The following is a 17,690-nucleotide window of genomic DNA, read 5'->3' on the forward strand; positions in this document are numbered from 1 at the left end:
GGCGCGTCGTGAAGGTTCAAGAGGCGGTTGAGCATTTACTATCTGCGACTTGACCTCGCCGAACTACACGGGTGTAATTAGCCGTACAACACGCACCAGCGTGGAGCAGGATCACGGGGGGTGAGAACGACATGACGGTTTCGCAATTCCGTTCCGGCGTTCCCGACGACTGGTTCGTCGATCCGGTTCAACTGGGGGTTCCGGGGGTACGCCGCAACATCGATGCGGAAGAAGACAACCCGCTCGCATGGCAGACCGACGCACTGTGTGCGCAGACCGATCCGGAGGCGTTCTTCCCCGAGAAGGGCGGCTCCACGCGTGATGCGAAGCGCATCTGCACGTCGTGCGACGTCCGGGGCGAATGCCTCGATTATGCACTGCAGAACGACGAGCGGTTCGGCATCTGGGGCGGTCTCAGCGAGCGCGAGCGTCGCAAGCTGAAGCGTCGAGCGGGCTGACGCGCACGCCGGGCGGCCGGTCGATCCGGCCGACCCGGCGCGTGCGCCCGGCGTGAGCTGCGAGCGCGACCTAGGCTGACCAGGACATGCCCACCGCCACGTCGAACACCGTCACCTCGAACCGCGTCCACGCCATCCTGGTGGTTCGTCCCGATGGTCGTACCCCGGCGGCATTCCATCTGAAGCGCACCCTCGCCGCACTTCGCGAGCAGACGCGCCCTGTCGACGTCCTCACGATCGTGGTGTGCGGCGGCGACGACCATCTCTTCGAGATCGCGGATGCCGCGGGCGCCGAGTTCGTCTTCCGGGCCGGCGCATCGACCGCCTACGCCGCGGCGACCGCGCTGGTCACGCCGCGTCTCGACGGCGACGCCGTGTGGCTTCTCGCGCAGGACACCGCGCCGGAGCCCGACGCGCTCGCCCGGCTTGCCGGCGCGCTCGAGCTCTCGCCGTCGGTCGCCTTCGTCGCGCCCAAGCTGGTGCGCTGGGACGACCGCACGGAGATCGCGTCGCTCGGGGTCGGGATGACGCGGTTCGGCCGCACGGTCGGGTTCGCGGACGATGAGCTCGACCAGGGTCAGCACGACGCGCGGGAGGACGTCCTCGGCGCCGACGTCCGCGGCATCCTGGTCCGCGCCGACGCCTGGAAACAGCTCGGCGGCCTCGATCGGGGACTCTCCGGCGCCGACGAGGGATTGGATCTCGGGGTGAGGGCGCGCCTCGCGGGCGGGCGCGTCTCGCTCGTGCCGAGTGCACTTGTCGCGACGGCGGGCGACGGCGTCGCGGGTCTGCCGACACCGCTCACCCCTCAGCGGCAGCGCCGTGCCGTGTATGCGGAGCGCGTCGCGCAGCTGCATCGGCGGCTCGTGTACGCGCCGGCGGTCGTCGCTCCGCTTCACTGGCTCACGATCCTTCCGCTCGCGCTGTGGCGCTCGATCGTGGATCTGGCCCGCAAGCAGCCCGGACGCATCGCCGCGGAGTGGGCGGCGGCCGCGGTCGCACTCGTGCGCCTCGTGCCGGTATGGCGCGGGCGCCGTCGCCTCGCACGCGCCCGCACCGCGTCCTGGGCGCAGATCGCGCCGCTGCGCACGACGCGGAGCGAATTGCGCGAACGGCTCGACGACGACCCTGAGGTCGCTCTCGGCGGCCACCGTCGGAGCGATCTGAAGTTCTTCGCGGGCGGCGGAGCATGGCTCGTCCTCGCAGCGCTCGCCGTCTCGGTCGCGACGTTCCCGGCCCTGCTGGCGTGGCCGGTCCTCGGTGGGGGAGCGCTCCAGCCGCTGGCCACCACGGTCGGCCAACTCTGGGACGACGCGATGTACGGCCAGCGGGCCCTCGGCATCGACACGATCGGTCCTGCCGATCCGTTCGCCGCCGTGGTCGCCCTGCTCGGCTCGCTCTGGGCCTGGGCGCCGTCTCGCGGGCTGGTGCTGCTCTGGGTGCTGGCGCTGCCCCTCGCCGCGCTCGGCGGATGGTTCGCGTCGACGCGGGTGACCGAACGGGCGAGCCTTCGACTTCTCGGCGGAGCGGTCTGGGCGTTGGCGCCCACGTTCCTCGTCGCCCTGACGCAGGGGCGACCGACCGGCGTGATCCTGCACCTGCTGCTGCCCTGGCTGTTCTACGCCGGCGCCGTCGCGCACCGCTCGTGGGCGGGCGCCGGTGCGGCGTCGATCCTCCTGGCGGGGGTGGTCGCCACCGCTCCTTCCCTCGCACCGGCGATGCTGGTCACATGGGTGGGCGCGGTGCTCGCCGCCGTCATCCTGCGCGCGGGCCGTGGTGTGGCCCGTCTGATCTGGACGCTCATCCCGTCTGCGGCGCTGGCGCTCCCGCTCGTCTGGAACGCGCTCGCGAACGGCCAGGCGTGGGGCCTCGTCGCCGACCCCGGCGTGCCGTGGGCAGGTCCGCAGGTGGCTGCGGACGCCGCCGGGCGCGCGCTGCTGGCGGCCGGCATCCCGACCCCCGATCTCGCCGGGTGGACGACGATCCTGCCCGACGGGCCGACGTGGTGGGTGCCGCTGCTCACCGTGCCGCTCGCGCTCCTCGCCCTCGCCGCACCCCTCACCCAGCGCTGGGCGGCCGGGATCGTGCTGCTCGTCGTCACGGCGCTCGGCCTCGGTACGGCGTTCGCCGCCGTGGGGATCTCGGTCGCGTTCGCGCAGTCGATCACCGTGCCGCTCTGGCCGGGCGCTGGGCTGAGCCTCGCGTGGCTCGGCGGCCTCGGCGGTGCGCTCGTGGCGCTCGACGCCGGGCTGGCCCCCCGCGTCGCCCTGATGCGAGGTGTGGCGGCGGCCCTCGTGTTCGCGGCCACGGTGGTGCTCGCGGTTCCCTCGCTCACCGCGTTCACGCGGGGAACAGCGACCGTCGCCGACGGGCCGGCGAGCACGCTTCCCGCCTTCGTCGCCGCGGAGGGGCGCGACGACCCCGATGTCGGGACGATCGTGCTCACTCCACAGGCGGACGCCGGTGTCGCCGCACAGGTGGTGTGGGGCGCGAGCGAGACCATCGGTGGGCAGACGACCCTGCTGTCGACGCGCACGGAGCCGACCCCGCAGGACACAGAGCTCGCAGGGCTCGCCGCCGACCTCGTCACTCCTTCATCGGAGGACGTCGTGGGGCAGCTTGCGGCCAGAGGCATCGGTTTCATCCTGCTCGCACCGAGCACGCAGCCGGAGACGGATGCCGCGCGCACGATGCGGCTCTCGGCCATGACGGCGCTCGGCCAGCGCGACACGCTCGTCGTGGTGGGCGACACCGCCAAGGGCGAGCTGTGGCGGGTCGTCGACGAGATCGCGCCGCGACCGGAGGAGGCGGCATCCGTGTCGATTCTGGGCCGTTGGGTCGCGTTCGGACAGCTCGCGATCTTCGGCATCGCACTCCTGCTCGCCGTGCCGACTGCCGCTTCGATCCGCGAGGCGCGGCGCACCCCGCGCGTCGTGGGACCCCACTGGCAGGAGGGCCGATGAGCGACCGACGCGTGTTCCGCTGGGCGACGACGAGCGCCCGCCTGCTGATCGGCACGGCTGTCTCGGTCGCAGCGGTGGTCGCGGTGGTGACCGCGGTCTCGGTGCCGTGGCCGACCGTCGTGCGCGAACCCCTCAGCATTCCCGCGACTCCGGCGCCGGCCGCTTCGGTGATCGCCTGCGACGGCGGGCTGCTGTCGATCGGGCGCAACCCCACCGCGGCGTCCACGGTGACCCTCGCGGCCCCGCAGTCCGTCATCGGCGGCACCGCCGACGGCGAAGGAGCCGCGGAACAGCAGCTGCAGACGACAGGTGTCGGGCCCGGCCCGCTCGCGTACACGGCTGAGCCGCGGGACGGCCACGCGGTCGACATCGCCGCGATCGGTGCGGCGACGGCGAACGCCGACGATCTCTCGGGGTTCGCGGTCTCCGCCTGCCGCCCGCCGCTGCTCGACTCGTGGCTGGTCGGCGGCTCGGGCGCCACCGGCGCGGCGGATCTGGTGCTTCTCGCCAACCCGGGCGCGGTCCCCGCCACCGTGCAGCTGACGGTCTACGGCGTGGACGGACCGGCGACGCCGCCGGGCGGCGCCGACCTCGTGATCGCGCCGGGAACGCAGCGCGTGGTGCCGCTCGCCGGCCTCGCGCTCGGCGAAGAGACGCCGGTCGTGCGCGTGTCGGCGGTCGGGGCACCCATCCACGCGTCGCTCCAGGCGAGCATCACCCGCACCCTGACCCCCGGTGGGGTCGATCAGGTCGGGCCCATCGCCCACACCGAGAACACGCAGGTGATGACGGGGATCACGGTCACGCGTCCGACCGACGCGGACGGCGCGACGAACGAGACGACGGTGCTGCGGATGCTGTCGCCCACGCTTCCCGCGACGGCACGGGTGTCGGTCAACTCCGCCGGCCGCACCGAGCCGGTCGGTGAGCCGCAGGAGCTGGCCCTCGAGGCCGGCAAGCCGCTCGAGCTCGCCTTGAACGCACTGCCCCCCGGTGCCTACACGGTCACGGTCGAGGCGGACGCCCCCGTGGTCGCAGCCGTGTGGCAGGCGACCGGCATCTCGGCCGGCGACGACTTCGCCTGGTACACGCCGGCGCCCGAGGTGACGGTGCCGTCGCTGCTCGCGACGCCCGGAGGCCCGACACCCTCGCTCACGGTGGTGAACCCTTCCGGCGACCCGGTGACGGTCGACGTGACCCCGGTCGACGGCGGGTCGGCCATCAATCTGACCGTTCCGGCGAACGGGTCGGTCGCGATACGCCTGGCGACGCGAACGCTGTACCTGTTCGATCCTGCGGCTCCGGTCCGCGCAGGGCTGTCGTTCGCGGGCGACGGTGCGCTCGCGGGCGTGCCCGTGTGGCCCGCGGACGTCGCGACACCGGAGATCGTCGTCTACCCCTGACCCCGACCGGGGGTGTCAGAAGTATCTGAAGCGCTCCGGGCCGAGGTCCCACGGGTCGCGATCGAGATACTCCGCCGCCGCACGGAACACGGCGCCCTCCACGAGCATGCGCCGGTGCAGATCGTCGTCGCGATGCATGTGGCTGAGGCGCTCGATCGGCAGGCGGTAGAGGATGATGCGGCCCGCGTCCGGCAGCACCGTCCAGCGCGGGATCCCGTCGTCGTCGGTCGCGGCGGGCATGTCGGCGACCTCGAAGCGGACGTCGCGCAGTTCCGGCCAGGCCGACCGCAGGAACTCCGCCGCGGTGCCGACCGCCAGGTCGAACCGGTCGACCCGGGTGTCGAGCGGTGGCAGGGGCGGGCGGACGACGGAACTCCGCCCCTCGCGCCCGTGGCGTCCGTGACGGGACGCGCGCCGCGGCGCGCGCTCGCTGGTCTTGCCCCGACGCCACGCCATGTTCCCATCCTAGGTCTGCGAGGGGCGTCCTCAGCCGAGGGTCAGAGCCGAAATGAGGGGCGACCGCCGCGATCGGCTCCTCAGCTCGGCTCTCGTCCTCAGCTGAGGATCCGGCGACGTAGAACGCCCGCGACGTCGTGCGGCGCGGCATCCGTTCCCATGTCGGCCGCGCGCGATAGCGTCTACCCGATGCGCGAGAGAGTCTGCTCCAAGGTCGGATGCGCCCGCGAGGCGGTGTCCACGCTCACCTACGACTACGGCGACCAGATGGCGGCTCTCGGTCCGCTCGGCGCCGCCGGCGATCCGCACGCCCACGATCTCTGCGCGATCCATACCGACCGCCTGTCCGTGCCCAAGGGCTGGGTCGTCGTCAGGCACGAGACCCTCCGCGCCTGATCCTCCTCTTCTCGTGGGCCCGCGGCGGGCGTGGGAGAATGGGCGGATGCCGACCCACACGCCCGTCGCCACGCCTGCTGCCACCGAGGTCACCGAGTCCCGCGAGGGCTTCGAGTACGAGGTCGCCGACCTCTCGCTCGCGGAAGCGGGGCGCCATCAGCTGCGCCTCGCCGAGAACGAGATGCCGGGGCTCATGGCGCTGCGCGAGGAGTTCGGCGCGTCGCAGCCGCTGAAGGGCGCACGCATCGCGGGGTCGCTCCACATGACGGTGCAGACCGCCGTGCTCATCGAGACTCTGGTTGCCCTGGGCGCGCAGGTGCGCTGGGCGAGCTGCAACATCTTCTCCACGCAGGACGAAGCAGCCGCCGCCGTCGTGGTCGGCCCGACCGGCACCGTCGACGCCCCCGCCGGAGTCCCCGTCTTCGCCTGGAAGGGCGAGACCCTCGAGGAGTACTGGCGTCTCGCCGACCGCATCTTCGACTGGACCGCCGAGGGCTTCGACGGCCCCAACATGATCCTCGACGACGGCGGCGATGCGACCCTCCTCGTCCACAAGGGCGTCGAGTTCGAGAAGGAGGGTTCGGTTCCGGATGCTGCGGCCGACGACTCCGCCGAGTACCGCATCGTGCTCGAGACCCTGCGCGCCAGCCTCGCGCGCGACCCGCAGCGCTTCACGCGCATGGCCGAAGGTCTCCTCGGCGTCACCGAGGAGACCACCACGGGCGTCCACCGTCTGTATGAGCTCGCGGCATCCGGCGATCTGCTGTTCCCCGCGATCAACGTCAACGACTCGGTGACGAAGTCGAAGTTCGACAACAAGTACGGCATCCGCCACTCGCTGCCCGACGGCATCAACCGCGCCACCGATGTGCTGATGGGCGGCAAGGTCGCGTTCGTGTGCGGCTACGGCGACGTGGGCAAGGGGGCCGCCGAGGCGCTGCGCGGGCAGGGCGCGCGCGTCATCGTCAGCGAGGTCGACCCGATCTGCGCGCTGCAGGCAGCGATGGACGGCTACCAGGTGGCGCGGCTCGCCGACGTGGCAGGGCAGGTCGACATCGTCATCACCGGCACAGGCAACAAGGACGTCGTCACCGCCGACGACCTGCTGAAGCTCAAGCACCTCGCGATCGTCGGCAACGTGGGTCACTTCGACAACGAGATCGACATGGCGGCCCTGGAGGCGATCGACGGCGTCGAGAAGGTCGAGATCAAGCCCCAGGTGCACGAGTGGCGCCTGCCGAACGGGCGCAGCGTGCTGGTGCTCAGCGAAGGCCGGCTGCTCAATCTGGGCAATGCCACGGGGCATCCGTCGTTCGTCATGAGCGCATCCTTCACGAATCAGGTGCTCGCGCAGCTCGAGCTGTTCACGAAGCGCGAGGAGTACCCGACGGCCGTCTACGTGCTGCCCAAGCACCTCGACGAGAAGGTTGCGCGCCTGCACCTCGACGCGCTCGGCGTGCAGCTCACTGAGCTCACCCCCGAGCAGGCGTCGTACATCGGCGTGCCGGTCGAGGGCCCCTACAAGCTGGAGCACTACCGCTACTGACCGCGGCGCCCCGGGCTCAGCGCTCGGGAAAGCCGCGCGGCGGCGCCGACACCGGACCCGCGAGCGAGTCCGCGCGTGCGGTCTCGAGCCGCAGCGCCCGCAGTTCGCGCTCGCGGCGGACGGCGACGACCCCGATGAGGAACGTCTCGGGGTCGGCGGACGGTACCGGTGAGACGTGCTCGGCGGCTTCACGGGCGAGGGATGCTGCAACCCGCGCGCGTGCGGACGGCTCCATGCTCGCCGCCGACCGGGCGAACTGCGCCAAGCGCCGCGAGAGGCGTTCGGGCAGTCGTGCGACGTCCGCGACGGCGGCCCACTCCGCGAGCTGCGGCGGGATCCCCAGCTGCGGGTCGGGCAGGCGCGGTGTGCGCGTGCGCTCCGAGTAGGTCCCGGCGAGCAGGTCCCCGAGACGCTGCGACCGGGGAGTGAAGGCGCCCACGAGCGCGGCGACGGCGCCCACCGTGAACCACAGCTCGAACACGCCGACGAGGGCGCGGATGAAGGCGTGACGGAAGCCCGAGGCGCCGCCGTCGGCCCGCACGATGCGGCCGCCGACGGCCAGCTTGCCGAGGCTGCGCCCATGGTTGGTGGTCTCGACGACGGTCGGGATCACCACCATGACGAGCACGAGCAGGACGATCGTGAGGATCGGCATCACCGCCTCGTCCACGACACCGATCCCCGCGAGCCAGGTGATGCCCCACGCCAGCAGCAGGAACACCACGACGCCGAGGATCATGTCGATGATCACCCCGAGTGCGCGCATGAAGAAGCCGAGCGGCTGCACGTCGAGCGCGACGGCCTCGCCGGTGAGCACCTCGTCCTGGTGGATGTCGACGATCGCGGGCTGGTCGGCGGGCATGGCTACAGTAAAGCGCATGGACCTCGACGCGCTGACGGCGGCTCGGCGCGAGGAATGGGCGCGCCTCGACGAGCTCAGCCGCGCCCGTCGCCTGTCGGGCGCCGAGGTGGACGAGCTCGTCACCCGGTATCGCGCGGCCTCCGCCGACCTGGCCGATGCGAAGACGTCGGCGGGCCGCAGTGTCCAGGGCGATCACATCTCGACCATGCTGGGCCGCGCACGGCTGCGACTGACCGGGGCGCCCGAGAATGTCATGCGCCAGATCCCGCGCTTCTTCGCGCTGCAGCTGCCCGCCGCGCTCTACCGCGTGCGCTGGCCCACGCTCGCGATCGCTGTCGGCTTCGTCATCGTGATGGTCGTCGTCGCGCTGTGGGTCTCCGGTGACCCTGCGCTGATCGCGAGCCTCGGCAGTCAGGCCGAGCTCGAGAAGTACGCCGAGAACCAGTTCACGGACTACTACAGCGAGAATCCCGCGGCGGTCTTCGCCGGCACCGTGTGGACCAACAACGCCTGGATCGCCGCGCAGTGCGTGCTGTTCGGCATCACCGGCATCTGGCCGATCATGGTGCTCGTGCAGAACGCGGTCGGCGTGGGCACCGCAGCGGCGATCATGGCGGCGTTCGACCGTGGCGACGTGTTCGTGCTGTACATCCTCCCCCACGGCCTGCTGGAGCTCACGTGCATCTTCGTGGCCGGGGCGGCGGGGCTGCGGATCTTCTGGGCCTGGGTCGCTCCCGGACCGCGCTCGCGCGGCGAAGCCCTCGCCGAGGCGGGCCGTTCCCTCGCGACGATCGCTATAGGCCTCGTGATCGCGCTGGGCGTCTCGGGCGTCATCGAGGGCTTCGTGACGGCACAGCCCTGGCCATGGCCGGTCAAGATCGGCATCGGCGCGGCCGCGCTCGCCCTGTTCCTCGTCTACATGCTCGTGGTCGGCCGGCGTGCGCACCGGCTGGGGGAGACCGGCGATCTCACCGAGTACGAGGCAGGCACGCCGACGCTCGTCGCGGGCTGATTCCCGAGACGGATGCCGCATACCACTGTTTTGAACAACTCAAAACAACGCTAAGCTCAGGGTATGGCCCCGCACACCGACGTCGAAGCGCGGGCCGTCGACACGGCGGCCCGACTGCGTGCCGCTGGACTGCGGGTCACCGATTCGCGGCGCGCCGTCGTCGATGCGCTCATCGAGCGTCCTCACGCGAGCGCCGACGAGCTGTTCGCCGTCGTCGCCCGTACGCTCCCGGCCACGAGCCTGCAGTCGGTCTACAACGCCCTCGGCGACTTCGTCGATGCCGGCCTCGCGCGCCGCATCGAGCCTGCGGGCCGCCCCGGCCTGTTCGAGCTGCGCGTCGACGACAACCATCACCACCTGATCTGCTCGCGGTGCGGCGCCGTAGAAGACGTCGACTGCGTCGTCGGCGAGGCACCGTGCCTGACGCCCTCCGACGCGCACGGCTACGCCGTGCAAGTGGCCGAGGTGACCTTCTGGGGCGTGTGCCCGGCATGCGCGCAGGCGGCACCGGGCGACGGCGAGCCTGCCGTCGCGGGGCTCGCGCGCTTCTGACGTCCAGTCCGACTTCGATAGCCCATCCCGATTGGAAGGAAGCCATGACCGACACCAACGACACGATCCCGGAGATCGGTGAGAACCCGACCGACGCCGATCAGGCGGTCACCCCGATCGACACCCCGGTCGACGAGCGCGAGGACGGCGAGACCCGCCCGCGCCCGAACGAGACGGAGGGCTGCCCGGTCATCCACGGCGGTCAGCCGCACCCGACCACCGGAAACGCCAACAGCGTCTGGTGGCCGAACCAGCTGAACCTCAAGATCCTCGCCAAGAACCCGGCGGTCGCCAACCCGCTCGGCGAGGACTTCGACTACAAGGCGGCCTTCGAGTCGCTCGACCTGGCCGCGGTCAAGGCCGACATCGCCGAGACGCTCACCACGTCGCAGGACTGGTGGCCCGCCGACTTCGGCAACTACGGCCCGCTCATGATCCGCATGGCGTGGCACAGCGCGGGCACGTACCGTGTGACCGACGGCCGCGGCGGCGGCGGTGCCGGCCAGCAGCGCTTCGCGCCGCTGAACAGCTGGCCCGACAACGTCAACCTCGACAAGGCGCGCCGCCTGCTCTGGCCGGTGAAGAAGAAGTACGGTCAGTCGCTGTCGTGGGCCGACCTCATGATCCTCGCCGGCAACGTGGCGCTCGAGTCGATGGGCTTCGAGACCTTCGGCTACGCGGGTGGCCGCGCCGACGTGTGGGAGCCGGACGCCGACGTGTACTGGGGTCCCGAGACCACGTGGCTCGCCGATGAGCGCTACTCGGGCGACCGTGACCTCGAGCGGCCGCTCGCGGCTGTGCAGATGGGGCTCATCTACGTGAACCCGGAGGGCCCGAACGGCGAGCCCGACCCCCTGAAGTCCGCGCGCGACATCCGTGAGACGTTCGGCCGCATGGCGATGGACGACGAGGAGACCGTAGCGCTGATCGCGGGTGGCCACACCTTCGGCAAGACACACGGCGCGGCACCCGACACGAACGTCGGTGACAACCCCGAGGCCGCCGGCCTCGAGGAGCAGGGCCTCGGCTGGAAGAACGGCTACGGCACCGGCCACGGCGACGACACCATCACGTCGGGCCTCGAGGTGACGTGGACGTACCACCCCACGCGCTGGGACAACGAGTTCTTCCACATCCTCTACGCCTACGAGTGGGAGCTCATGCGCAGTCCGGGCGGCGGCCACCAGTGGCGCCCGATCAACGGCGGCGGCGCCGACATGGTGCCCATGGCGCACTCGAACGGCCGTCGCGAGCCCCGCATGCTCACGAGCGACCTCGCCCTGCGCACCGACCCCGCGTACGACGCGATCTCGCGGAAGTTCAAGGACGACCCCGAGGCCTTCGCCGATGCGTTCGCGCGCGCCTGGTTCAAGCTCACGCACCGCGACATGGGTCCGATCGAGCGCTACCTCGGCTCCGAGGTCCCGTCGGAGGAGCTCCTCTGGCAGGACCGCGTCCCCGCGGTCGACCACGCGCTCATCGACGCGGCGGACGCGGCGGCGCTCAAGGCGCAGATCCTCGACAGCGGTCTGAGCGTGACCGAGCTCGTCGAGACGACGTGGGCGGCAGCATCCTCGTTCCGCGGCAGCGACAAGCGCGGCGGCGTCAACGGCGCCCGCATCCGCCTCGCTCCGCAGAAGGACTGGGAGGTCAACAAGCCCGCCCAGCTCGCCACGGTGCTCGCGAAGCTCGAGCAGATCCAGGCCTCCTTCAACGACGGCCGCACCGACGGCAAGAAGGTGTCGCTGGCCGACCTCATCGTGCTCGCGGGCAACGCGGCGGTCGAGAAGGCGGCGAAGGACGCCGGCGTCGACGCCGAGGTCGTCTTCCACCCGGGCCGCACCGACGCCACGCAGGAGCAGACCGATGTGACGTCGTTCGCGTTCCTCGAGCCGACCACCGACGGATTCCGCAACTACTACGGCCCGCAGGCGTTCATGCCCGAAGAGCACCACCTCATCGACCGCGCCAACCTGCTCACGCTGAGCGCGCCGGAGCTGACGGTGCTCGTCGGCGGCCTGCGCGTCCTCGGGGCGAACTGGGACGGCTCGGAGTACGGCGTGTTCACCGACCGCAAGGGCGTGCTCACGAACGACTTCTTCGTGAACCTGCTCGACCTGGGCACCACCTGGAAGCCGCTCGACCCGGGCGCCCACGCTTTCGCGGGCGTCAAGGACGGGTCGGGCGCGCCGGTGGGCATCGGCACGCGCGTCGACCTGCTGTTCTCGTCGAACTCCGAGCTGCGTGCCGTCGCCGAGGTGTACGCCTCGGACGACGCGAACGAGAAGTTCGTGCGCGACTTCGTGAAGGCATGGGGCAAGGTCACCGAGCTCGACCGGTTCGACCTCGTCTGACCTGCGCAGACGCAGAAGAGCGGCCCGTCCCCGGAAGGGGGCGGGCCGCTCGTCGTGGTGCGTGCGGTGACTACTTGACGCGTGCCTCGGCCTGGACCGGGGGCAGCGTGCCCTTGGGCTCGAAGAGCGCGCGGTGCAGGACGCCGGCGATGAGGCCGCCGACGATCGGGAACACGATGAACACCCACAGCTGCGACAGCGGCCCGGGGCCGCCGTAGATGGCCGCGGCGATCGAACGGGCGGGGTTCACCGACGTGTTGTCGATCGGGATCGAGATCAGGTGGATGAGGGTCAGCGTGAGGCCGATCGCGAGCGGTGCGAGCGCCGCCGTGCCTCGGGTCGAGTGCGTGACGCCGAGGATGATGAGCACGAAGATCGCCGTCAGCAGCACCTCGGCGATGATGGCGGCGCCGAGCTCGAAGCCGCCGGGCGAGCCGAAGTCGCCGGTGCCGTAGCCGTTGGACGCGAAACCGCTGTCCTGTGCGTTGGCGAGCCAGTTGTCGGTGCCGAAGATGCCGATCAGGACGATGAGCGTCGTGCCCAGGGCGCCGCCGATCACCTGGGCGATGATGTAGCCGATCGTGTTCTTCCACTCGAAGCGGCCCGCCGCCGCGAGTCCGAGCGTGATGGCGGGGTTGAAGTGGCCGCCCGAGATCGGTCCCCATGCGTAGGCGCCCGCGACGACGGTCAGTCCGAACGCCAGCGAGACGCCGACGAAGGCGATGCCGAGCGGGTTGCCCTCGTCTCCGGCCGGGAAGTTGGCTGCGAACAGCGCCGCGCCGACACCGCCGAAGACGAGCAGAAACGTTCCCAGAGCCTCCGCGACGAGCCTGTTCACCGTGGTGGGCGGGATGGTGGTATCCGACATGGCGGACTCCTTTCCTCGCCGCGAGGCTAGCGGCATTTTCAGCGGTTTCCCAGGAACCGCACGCGGAGTGTCTGCGTATAACGCCTGATCTCCGCAAGTTTCCCCCGTGGTTCAGGCGATGGTTGCCACCCGTTTGCGGTGTCGAATGCTGTCGCCCGCGGCATCCGTCCCCTCCGCTGGTCCGCTCTGCGTGGCGTCGCCCGCGGTTTGGGGCGCACAGGCTGCGCTCGGGGCGCATCCGGTGCGCCCCGAACGCGCGGGGCGCGCCCCAAACCCGGAGACGCGGCTCAGGTGTGGCGAGTGCGGGGCCTCACAGGCGACCGGCCGCCTTCAGCGCGAGGTAGCGATCTGCGATGCGCGGCGGAAGGTCCTCGGGCGTCGCCGCGATCGCCTCGCCGCCGGCCCGGCCGATGGCGGCGGCGACGACCGCGGCGTCATGGCTGCTCTGCTCGACCGCGGCGGCACGGTAGACGTCAGCGGCATCCGGGCGCTCGGGGAGGGGTTCCTGCTCGTCGGTGACGGCGCCGACCAGCACGTGCGCGCCCCGCGCGAGCGCCGGGAGCGACCCGAGGAACCCTCGCGCCGCCTCGGCGGCGTCCTGCGCCGTCAGCAGCACGACCAGCGACGGGCGGGAGGTGAGAGCGCGCACCTGCGCGAAGGCGGCGTCCCAGTCGGTGTCGATCAGCTGCGGCTCGACCGGGGCCATCGCGTCGACCAGCGCGGGCAGCAGTCCGGGTCCGTCCACGCGCGTGACGCGGGCGCGGATCGTCCGGTCGAACATCAGGAGGTGGACGTGGTCGCCCGCCCGTGACGCGAGTGCCGCGAGCAGCAGCGCCGCCTCCATCGCGGCATCCATCCGCACGCCGTCGCCGACGCGTGCGGCGGCCGTGCGTCCGGTGTCGATCACGATCACGACGTGCCGGTCGCGCTCGGGGCGCCACGTGCGCAGCATCGTCGTGCTCGCGCGCGCCGTGGCGCGCCAGTCGATCGAGCGAACGTCGTCACCGCGCACGTATTCGCGCAGGCTGTCGAACTCCGTGCCCTGACCGCGCACCTGCACGCTGGTGTTGCCGTCGAGCTCGCGCAGCCGGGCGAGCCTCGAGGGCAGGTGACGTCGGGCGGTGAACGGCGGCAGCACGCGAAGCGCGCCGGGTTCGTCGAGACGAGCCTGGCGTCCGGCGAGACGAAGCGGTCCGTCGGCGCGCACGACGATGAAGCGTGAGCGCAGTTCGCCGCGGCGGCGGGGGAGCAGTGGGACGCCGACGGTCCGGGCCTCGCCGGGTGGGATGACGACGGCCGGCCGCTCCGGCGGAGCCCCCGCCGTCGGCTGCCACGCGTCGCGGATCCGGCCCCGCAGCGTGCGCTCGCCGAGGTTGCGCAGCACCAGTTCGGCGACCACGCGCTGGCCGAGGAGCACGCGCCCCGGAATCCTCCGCGTCACCGCGATCCTGCGGGGGTCCGGTGCCGCCGCGGCGTCGCCGAGCATCGCGGCGAGGCAGAGCAGCACCCACCCCGCGGCCGCGATCCACGCGTCGACGCCCGCCGCGGAGAGCAGCACGACGGGCAGCGCTCCGACGGCGAGCAGCAGCGGCAGACGACCGGTGACGTACATGCGGCTCAGATCGGGACGCGGGTCTGCTGCAGCACCGAGCCCAGCACGGCGTCGACGGACACGCCCTCGAGCTCCGCGTCGGGACGCAGCCGGATCCGATGGCGCCACGCGGGCAGCAGCATCGTCTGCACGTGGTCGGGCGTGATCGCGGGGTACCCGCCGAGCCACGCCCACGCCTTCGATGCCGCCAGCAGGGCGGTCGCCGCGCGCGGGCTGACGCCGAGCTGCACCGAAGGGCTCCGGCGCGTGGCCTGCGCGAGATCGACCACGTAGCCGAGCACGTCGTCAGAGACGGTGACGGATGCCGCGGCCCGCTGCGCCGCGCGGATCTCGTCGGCGCTCGCGGCACGGCGCAGGCCTGCACCCGCGAGGTCGCGCGGGTCGAAGCCGCTCGCGTGTCGGCGCAGCACGGCCAGTTCGGCATCCCGTGCCGGTATCTCGACGATGAGCTTCAGCAGGAACCGGTCGAGTTGGGCCTCGGGCAGCGTGTAGGTGCCCTCGTGCTCGATGGGGTTCTGGGTGGCCGCGACGAGGAACGGGTCGGGCAGAGGCCGTGTCACGCCGTCGGTCGAGACCTGGCGCTCCTCCATCGCCTCGAGCAGAGCCGCTTGCGTCTTGGGCGGCGTGCGGTTGATCTCGTCGGCGAGCACGACGTTCGTGAAGACCGGGCCCTCACGGAACTCGAACTCGCCCGTCTTCGCGTCGTACACGAGCGACCCCGATACATCGCCGGGCATCAGGTCGGGCGTGAACTGGATCCGCTTCGTGTCGAGACCCAGCGCCGTCGAGAACGCCCGCACGAGGAGGGTCTTCGCGACGCCGGGAACCCCCTCGAGGAGCACGTGGCCGCGAGACAGCAAGGCGATCAGCAGGCCCGTCACCGTGCCGTCCTGCCCGACCACCGCCTTGCCCACCTCCAGGCGCACGCGGTTCATCGCCTCGCGCAGCGTGGCGTCGTCGAGGGGTGGGCGATCCGTCGCGGCGGGCGCCTCGGTGCTCGCGGTGGCGGGGGTGTCCGTCATCGGGGACTCCTTTCGGGGCGGACGGCCGTGCGAACGGCGTCCTCGAGGTCTCTCAAGCGGGTGCTCAGGGCGACAAGGTCCGCATCGCTGCGCGGGACGTCGTCGATCAGGATGCCGCGCACGGCCCTCCGGTCGAGCCCTGTGCGGCCGGCGGCGGCATCGGCGATGTCGGGAGCGGCCGCGTTCGCGGCGAGGCCGAGAAGCGCGGCGATGCGCCGCAGTGCGCCGATCCGGAGCCGGTCCGCGGCGTGCAGCGGATCGCCGGCGCGCGCGTAGAGGCGGGCGCGACCCTCGGTCGTCTCGGAGGCGCGCACCGTCACGGGCAGGCGCTCCGCGACGAGCGGACCGAACCTGCGGCCCCGCCAGACGCCCGCTGCGATGCCGGCGACAAGGAGGAGGACGATGACCGCGCTCACCCAGGGCGGTGTGAGGTCGCCGAGCGACGGGTTCGCGTTCGCGAGGTCGGTGTCGCCGGGGTTCGGCATGTACCAGACGACGAGCGGATGCCGCCCCAGCAGGTTCACCGCGAGCGCCGCGTTGCCGTTCTCGGCGAGGTGCTCGTTGGCGAAGAGCGGCCGGGCGTCGACCGCGGCGATGCGGCCGCCATCGGCGGAACGGACGAGGAGACCGTACCCGGCGTCCGCCGGGTAGCACGCCTCGGCATCACCTGCGCTGTAGACGGCCCCCGGGGCGAGGGCGCCGGCGCGGAGTGCGGCGTCGAGGTCGCAGTCGGGCCCGATCGCCGCGTCGGGGGCGACCCCGGCGGGGGCGGAGCCCGGGAGCAGCAGGTCGAGCGTGCGGGCGCGGGGCTCGACGAGCACGACGTCGGTCGCCCCGGAGGCGAGGTCGGCGATCGCGTCGTCCGAGAGCGCCGGCGCGTCCGGGAGGACGAGGGTTGCGGGCGCTGTGCCCAGAATCTCTGCGGCGGCCGCACGATCACGCACCACCCGCACATCGACGCCGTGGCCCCGCAGGATCTCGGCCAGCGCGCGGGTGCCGCCGGGGCCGGTCGAGTCCGGGTCGAGCGCGTCGCGCTGGGCCCACTGGTTCGCCGCCGACACCGCACCGCCGATCCCGCCGATCACGAGCAGGGCGAGGCCGATCGAGACCCACGCCGCCCACCGGCGGCCGCGCCGGGGACCAGCTGGACCCACGCGTCCGGAGGATCCGCCCGACCCGCCGGCGCCGAGCGGAGGGGACGCGGGGACCGGAGTCGACGTGTCGAGCGCCGCCGCCGTCATGCGGTGCCTCGGCAGCTGGTGGCGGGTGCACAGAATCGGAGGCATTCGGCGACGCGCCGCCCGGTGGTCGCGCCACACGGGGTGTCGACCAGAATCTCCGATTCTGTGTGCGGGAGTCTCATGCGGGGACCTGCTCCCAGGCGACCGGGCGGGCGGCGGCGACGGAGTCGTCAGCGGACTCGACGAGACGGTAGAGGTCTTCGCTCCCTGGACGGCGCAGGTAGCGGACGTCGTCGAACGCGGTGGCCGCCGCCTCGAGCCGAGGCTCGAGCGCGGGGAAGGCCGCGCCCGCGGCTCGAGCGAACGCATGCACGGTCGCGCCCGGCGGGGGGTCGACGACACCGCGTTCGAGGCAGCCGCGGGCGAGGGCGCGGAAGCGCAGCACGATCGCTGCGTCCCAGTCCGACGCGCGGGCGCGCTCGGCGGCGGCCGCGCGCAGTTCGGCGGCCGAGCGGTGCTCGGCCTCGCCGAACAGCAGCGGAGTCCGCGGCGCGGCACGCCGGGTCACCCGCGGCACGCCCCACAGCAGGAACGCCGCGATGATGACGACGGCGACGACGATCGCGGCGACGAGCGCGAACGTCGAGCCCCATCCGCCGGAGAGGTCGGGGTTCAGGAGCGTCGCGATGAAGTCGCCGACGGCGCGGGCGATGCGGTCGAACGGCGTCGGTTCGGCCACGTCGTACGCCGGGTCCGACAGTTCCTGCTCCGCCCACCGCCGTGCTTCGTCACCGTCCGGCGTGAGCGGCGGGACGGCGTCGGACGCGCGCGCGAGCGCGCGCACAGCGGCGCGGATCAGGCCCACGGCGACTCGCGGTCGGCGCCGTCGGGTGCGGCGCCGGGGGCGGTCCAGCGGGTGGGGGAGGGCTCGTGCGCGGCGACGTCGACGGTGAGATCGCCGATCCGCAGCGAGTCGTTCGCCGGCTGGCTCGCCGGGCGCAGCCG

At 72.3% G+C, this 17,690-nt stretch carries 15 protein-coding genes; 8 read left to right on the plus strand and 7 right to left on the minus strand.

From position 1 onward, the window contains the following. Window positions 1–131 precede the first annotated feature (131 nt). From RS82_RS15645 to RS82_RS15655, 3 genes are all read left to right on the plus strand, one after another. Window positions 132–458: a WhiB family transcriptional regulator gene (locus RS82_RS15645; protein ID WP_084695695.1), complete on the plus strand. Its 327-nt coding sequence runs from the start codon at window positions 132–134 to the stop codon at window positions 456–458. Window positions 459–544: 86 nt separating this feature from the next. After that, window positions 545–3,421, plus strand: coding sequence for a glycosyltransferase (locus tag RS82_RS15650; RefSeq protein WP_045301069.1), 2,877 nt, complete (start codon window positions 545–547; stop codon window positions 3,419–3,421). After that, window positions 3,418–4,824 carry a DUF5719 family protein gene (locus RS82_RS15655; RefSeq protein ID WP_045301071.1) on the plus strand — a complete coding sequence of 469 codons (1,407 nt, stop codon included), beginning with the start codon at window positions 3,418–3,420 and terminating at the stop codon, window positions 4,822–4,824. The genes RS82_RS15650 and RS82_RS15655 overlap by 4 nt, the downstream gene beginning before the upstream one ends. A 15-nt stretch (window positions 4,825–4,839) precedes the next feature. On the opposite strand, the gene RS82_RS15660 is transcribed toward RS82_RS15655, so the two are convergent. Further along, window positions 4,840–5,280 carry a metallopeptidase family protein gene (locus tag RS82_RS15660; RefSeq protein ID WP_169748712.1) on the minus strand — a complete coding sequence of 147 codons (441 nt, stop codon included), beginning with the start codon at window positions 5,278–5,280 and terminating at the stop codon, window positions 4,840–4,842. A gap of 189 nt (window positions 5,281–5,469) precedes the next feature. Between RS82_RS15660 and RS82_RS15665 the strand changes: the two genes are divergently transcribed. Together RS82_RS15665 and ahcY are read left to right on the plus strand one after the other, a co-directional pair. Continuing rightward, the gene (locus tag RS82_RS15665; protein ID WP_045301176.1) at window positions 5,470–5,676 is read left to right on the plus strand and encodes a DUF3499 family protein; all 207 of its coding nucleotides are present in this window, start codon (window positions 5,470–5,472) and stop codon (window positions 5,674–5,676) included. A gap of 46 nt (window positions 5,677–5,722) precedes the next feature. Continuing rightward, complete coding sequence (ahcY, locus tag RS82_RS15670) at window positions 5,723–7,222, plus strand: adenosylhomocysteinase (protein WP_045301078.1); 1,500 nt, start codon at window positions 5,723–5,725, stop codon at window positions 7,220–7,222. 16 nt (window positions 7,223–7,238) lie between these two features. Here the strand turns inward: ahcY and RS82_RS15675 are convergent, their stop codons facing one another. Continuing rightward, on the minus strand, window positions 7,239–8,084 hold the full coding sequence (locus tag RS82_RS15675) for an RDD family protein (protein WP_045301079.1): 846 nt from the start codon (window positions 8,082–8,084) through the stop codon (window positions 7,239–7,241). Between the two features lie 16 nt (window positions 8,085–8,100). Between RS82_RS15675 and RS82_RS15680 the strand changes: the two genes are divergently transcribed. The 3 genes from RS82_RS15680 to katG all read left to right on the plus strand — a co-directional run bounded on the left by RS82_RS15680 (window position 8,101) and on the right by katG (window position 12,002). Beyond that, complete coding sequence (locus RS82_RS15680; RefSeq protein ID WP_045301081.1) at window positions 8,101–9,096, plus strand: stage II sporulation protein M; 996 nt, start codon at window positions 8,101–8,103, stop codon at window positions 9,094–9,096. A 63-nt stretch (window positions 9,097–9,159) separates the two neighbouring features. Further along, entirely contained in the window at window positions 9,160–9,648 is a 489-nt protein-coding gene (locus RS82_RS15685; RefSeq protein WP_045301083.1) for a Fur family transcriptional regulator, read from the plus strand. Between the two features lie 44 nt (window positions 9,649–9,692). Further along, window positions 9,693–12,002 carry a catalase/peroxidase HPI gene (gene katG, locus RS82_RS15690; RefSeq protein WP_045301084.1) on the plus strand — a complete coding sequence of 770 codons (2,310 nt, stop codon included), beginning with the start codon at window positions 9,693–9,695 and terminating at the stop codon, window positions 12,000–12,002. A gap of 70 nt (window positions 12,003–12,072) precedes the next feature. Here katG and aqpZ read toward each other — a convergent pair whose 3' ends face one another. The 5 genes from aqpZ to RS82_RS15715 all read right to left on the minus strand — a co-directional run bounded on the left by aqpZ (window position 12,073) and on the right by RS82_RS15715 (window position 17,550). Further along, window positions 12,073–12,870: an aquaporin Z gene (aqpZ, locus tag RS82_RS15695; RefSeq protein ID WP_045301086.1), complete on the minus strand. Its 798-nt coding sequence runs from the start codon at window positions 12,868–12,870 to the stop codon at window positions 12,073–12,075. A gap of 310 nt (window positions 12,871–13,180) precedes the next feature. After that, window positions 13,181–14,482: a DUF58 domain-containing protein gene (locus tag RS82_RS15700; RefSeq protein WP_045301088.1), complete on the minus strand. Its 1,302-nt coding sequence runs from the start codon at window positions 14,480–14,482 to the stop codon at window positions 13,181–13,183. A gap of 5 nt (window positions 14,483–14,487) precedes the next feature. Next, on the minus strand, window positions 14,488–15,504 hold the full coding sequence (locus RS82_RS15705; RefSeq protein WP_045301091.1) for an AAA family ATPase: 1,017 nt from the start codon (window positions 15,502–15,504) through the stop codon (window positions 14,488–14,490). Beyond that, window positions 15,501–16,745, minus strand: a complete 1,245-nt coding sequence (locus RS82_RS15710; RefSeq protein WP_157005623.1) for a DUF4350 domain-containing protein — start codon at window positions 16,743–16,745, stop codon at window positions 15,501–15,503. The genes RS82_RS15705 and RS82_RS15710 overlap by 4 nt, the downstream gene beginning before the upstream one ends. 118 nt (window positions 16,746–16,863) lie before the next feature. Further along, window positions 16,864–17,550, minus strand: coding sequence for a DUF4129 domain-containing protein (locus RS82_RS15715; RefSeq protein WP_052676871.1), 687 nt, complete (start codon window positions 17,548–17,550; stop codon window positions 16,864–16,866). Window positions 17,551–17,690: the final 140 nt, after the last annotated feature.

It is taken from the genome of Microbacterium trichothecenolyticum (genome assembly GCF_000956465.1).
GTDB classification, from domain to species: domain Bacteria; phylum Actinomycetota; class Actinomycetes; order Actinomycetales; family Microbacteriaceae; genus Microbacterium; species Microbacterium trichothecenolyticum.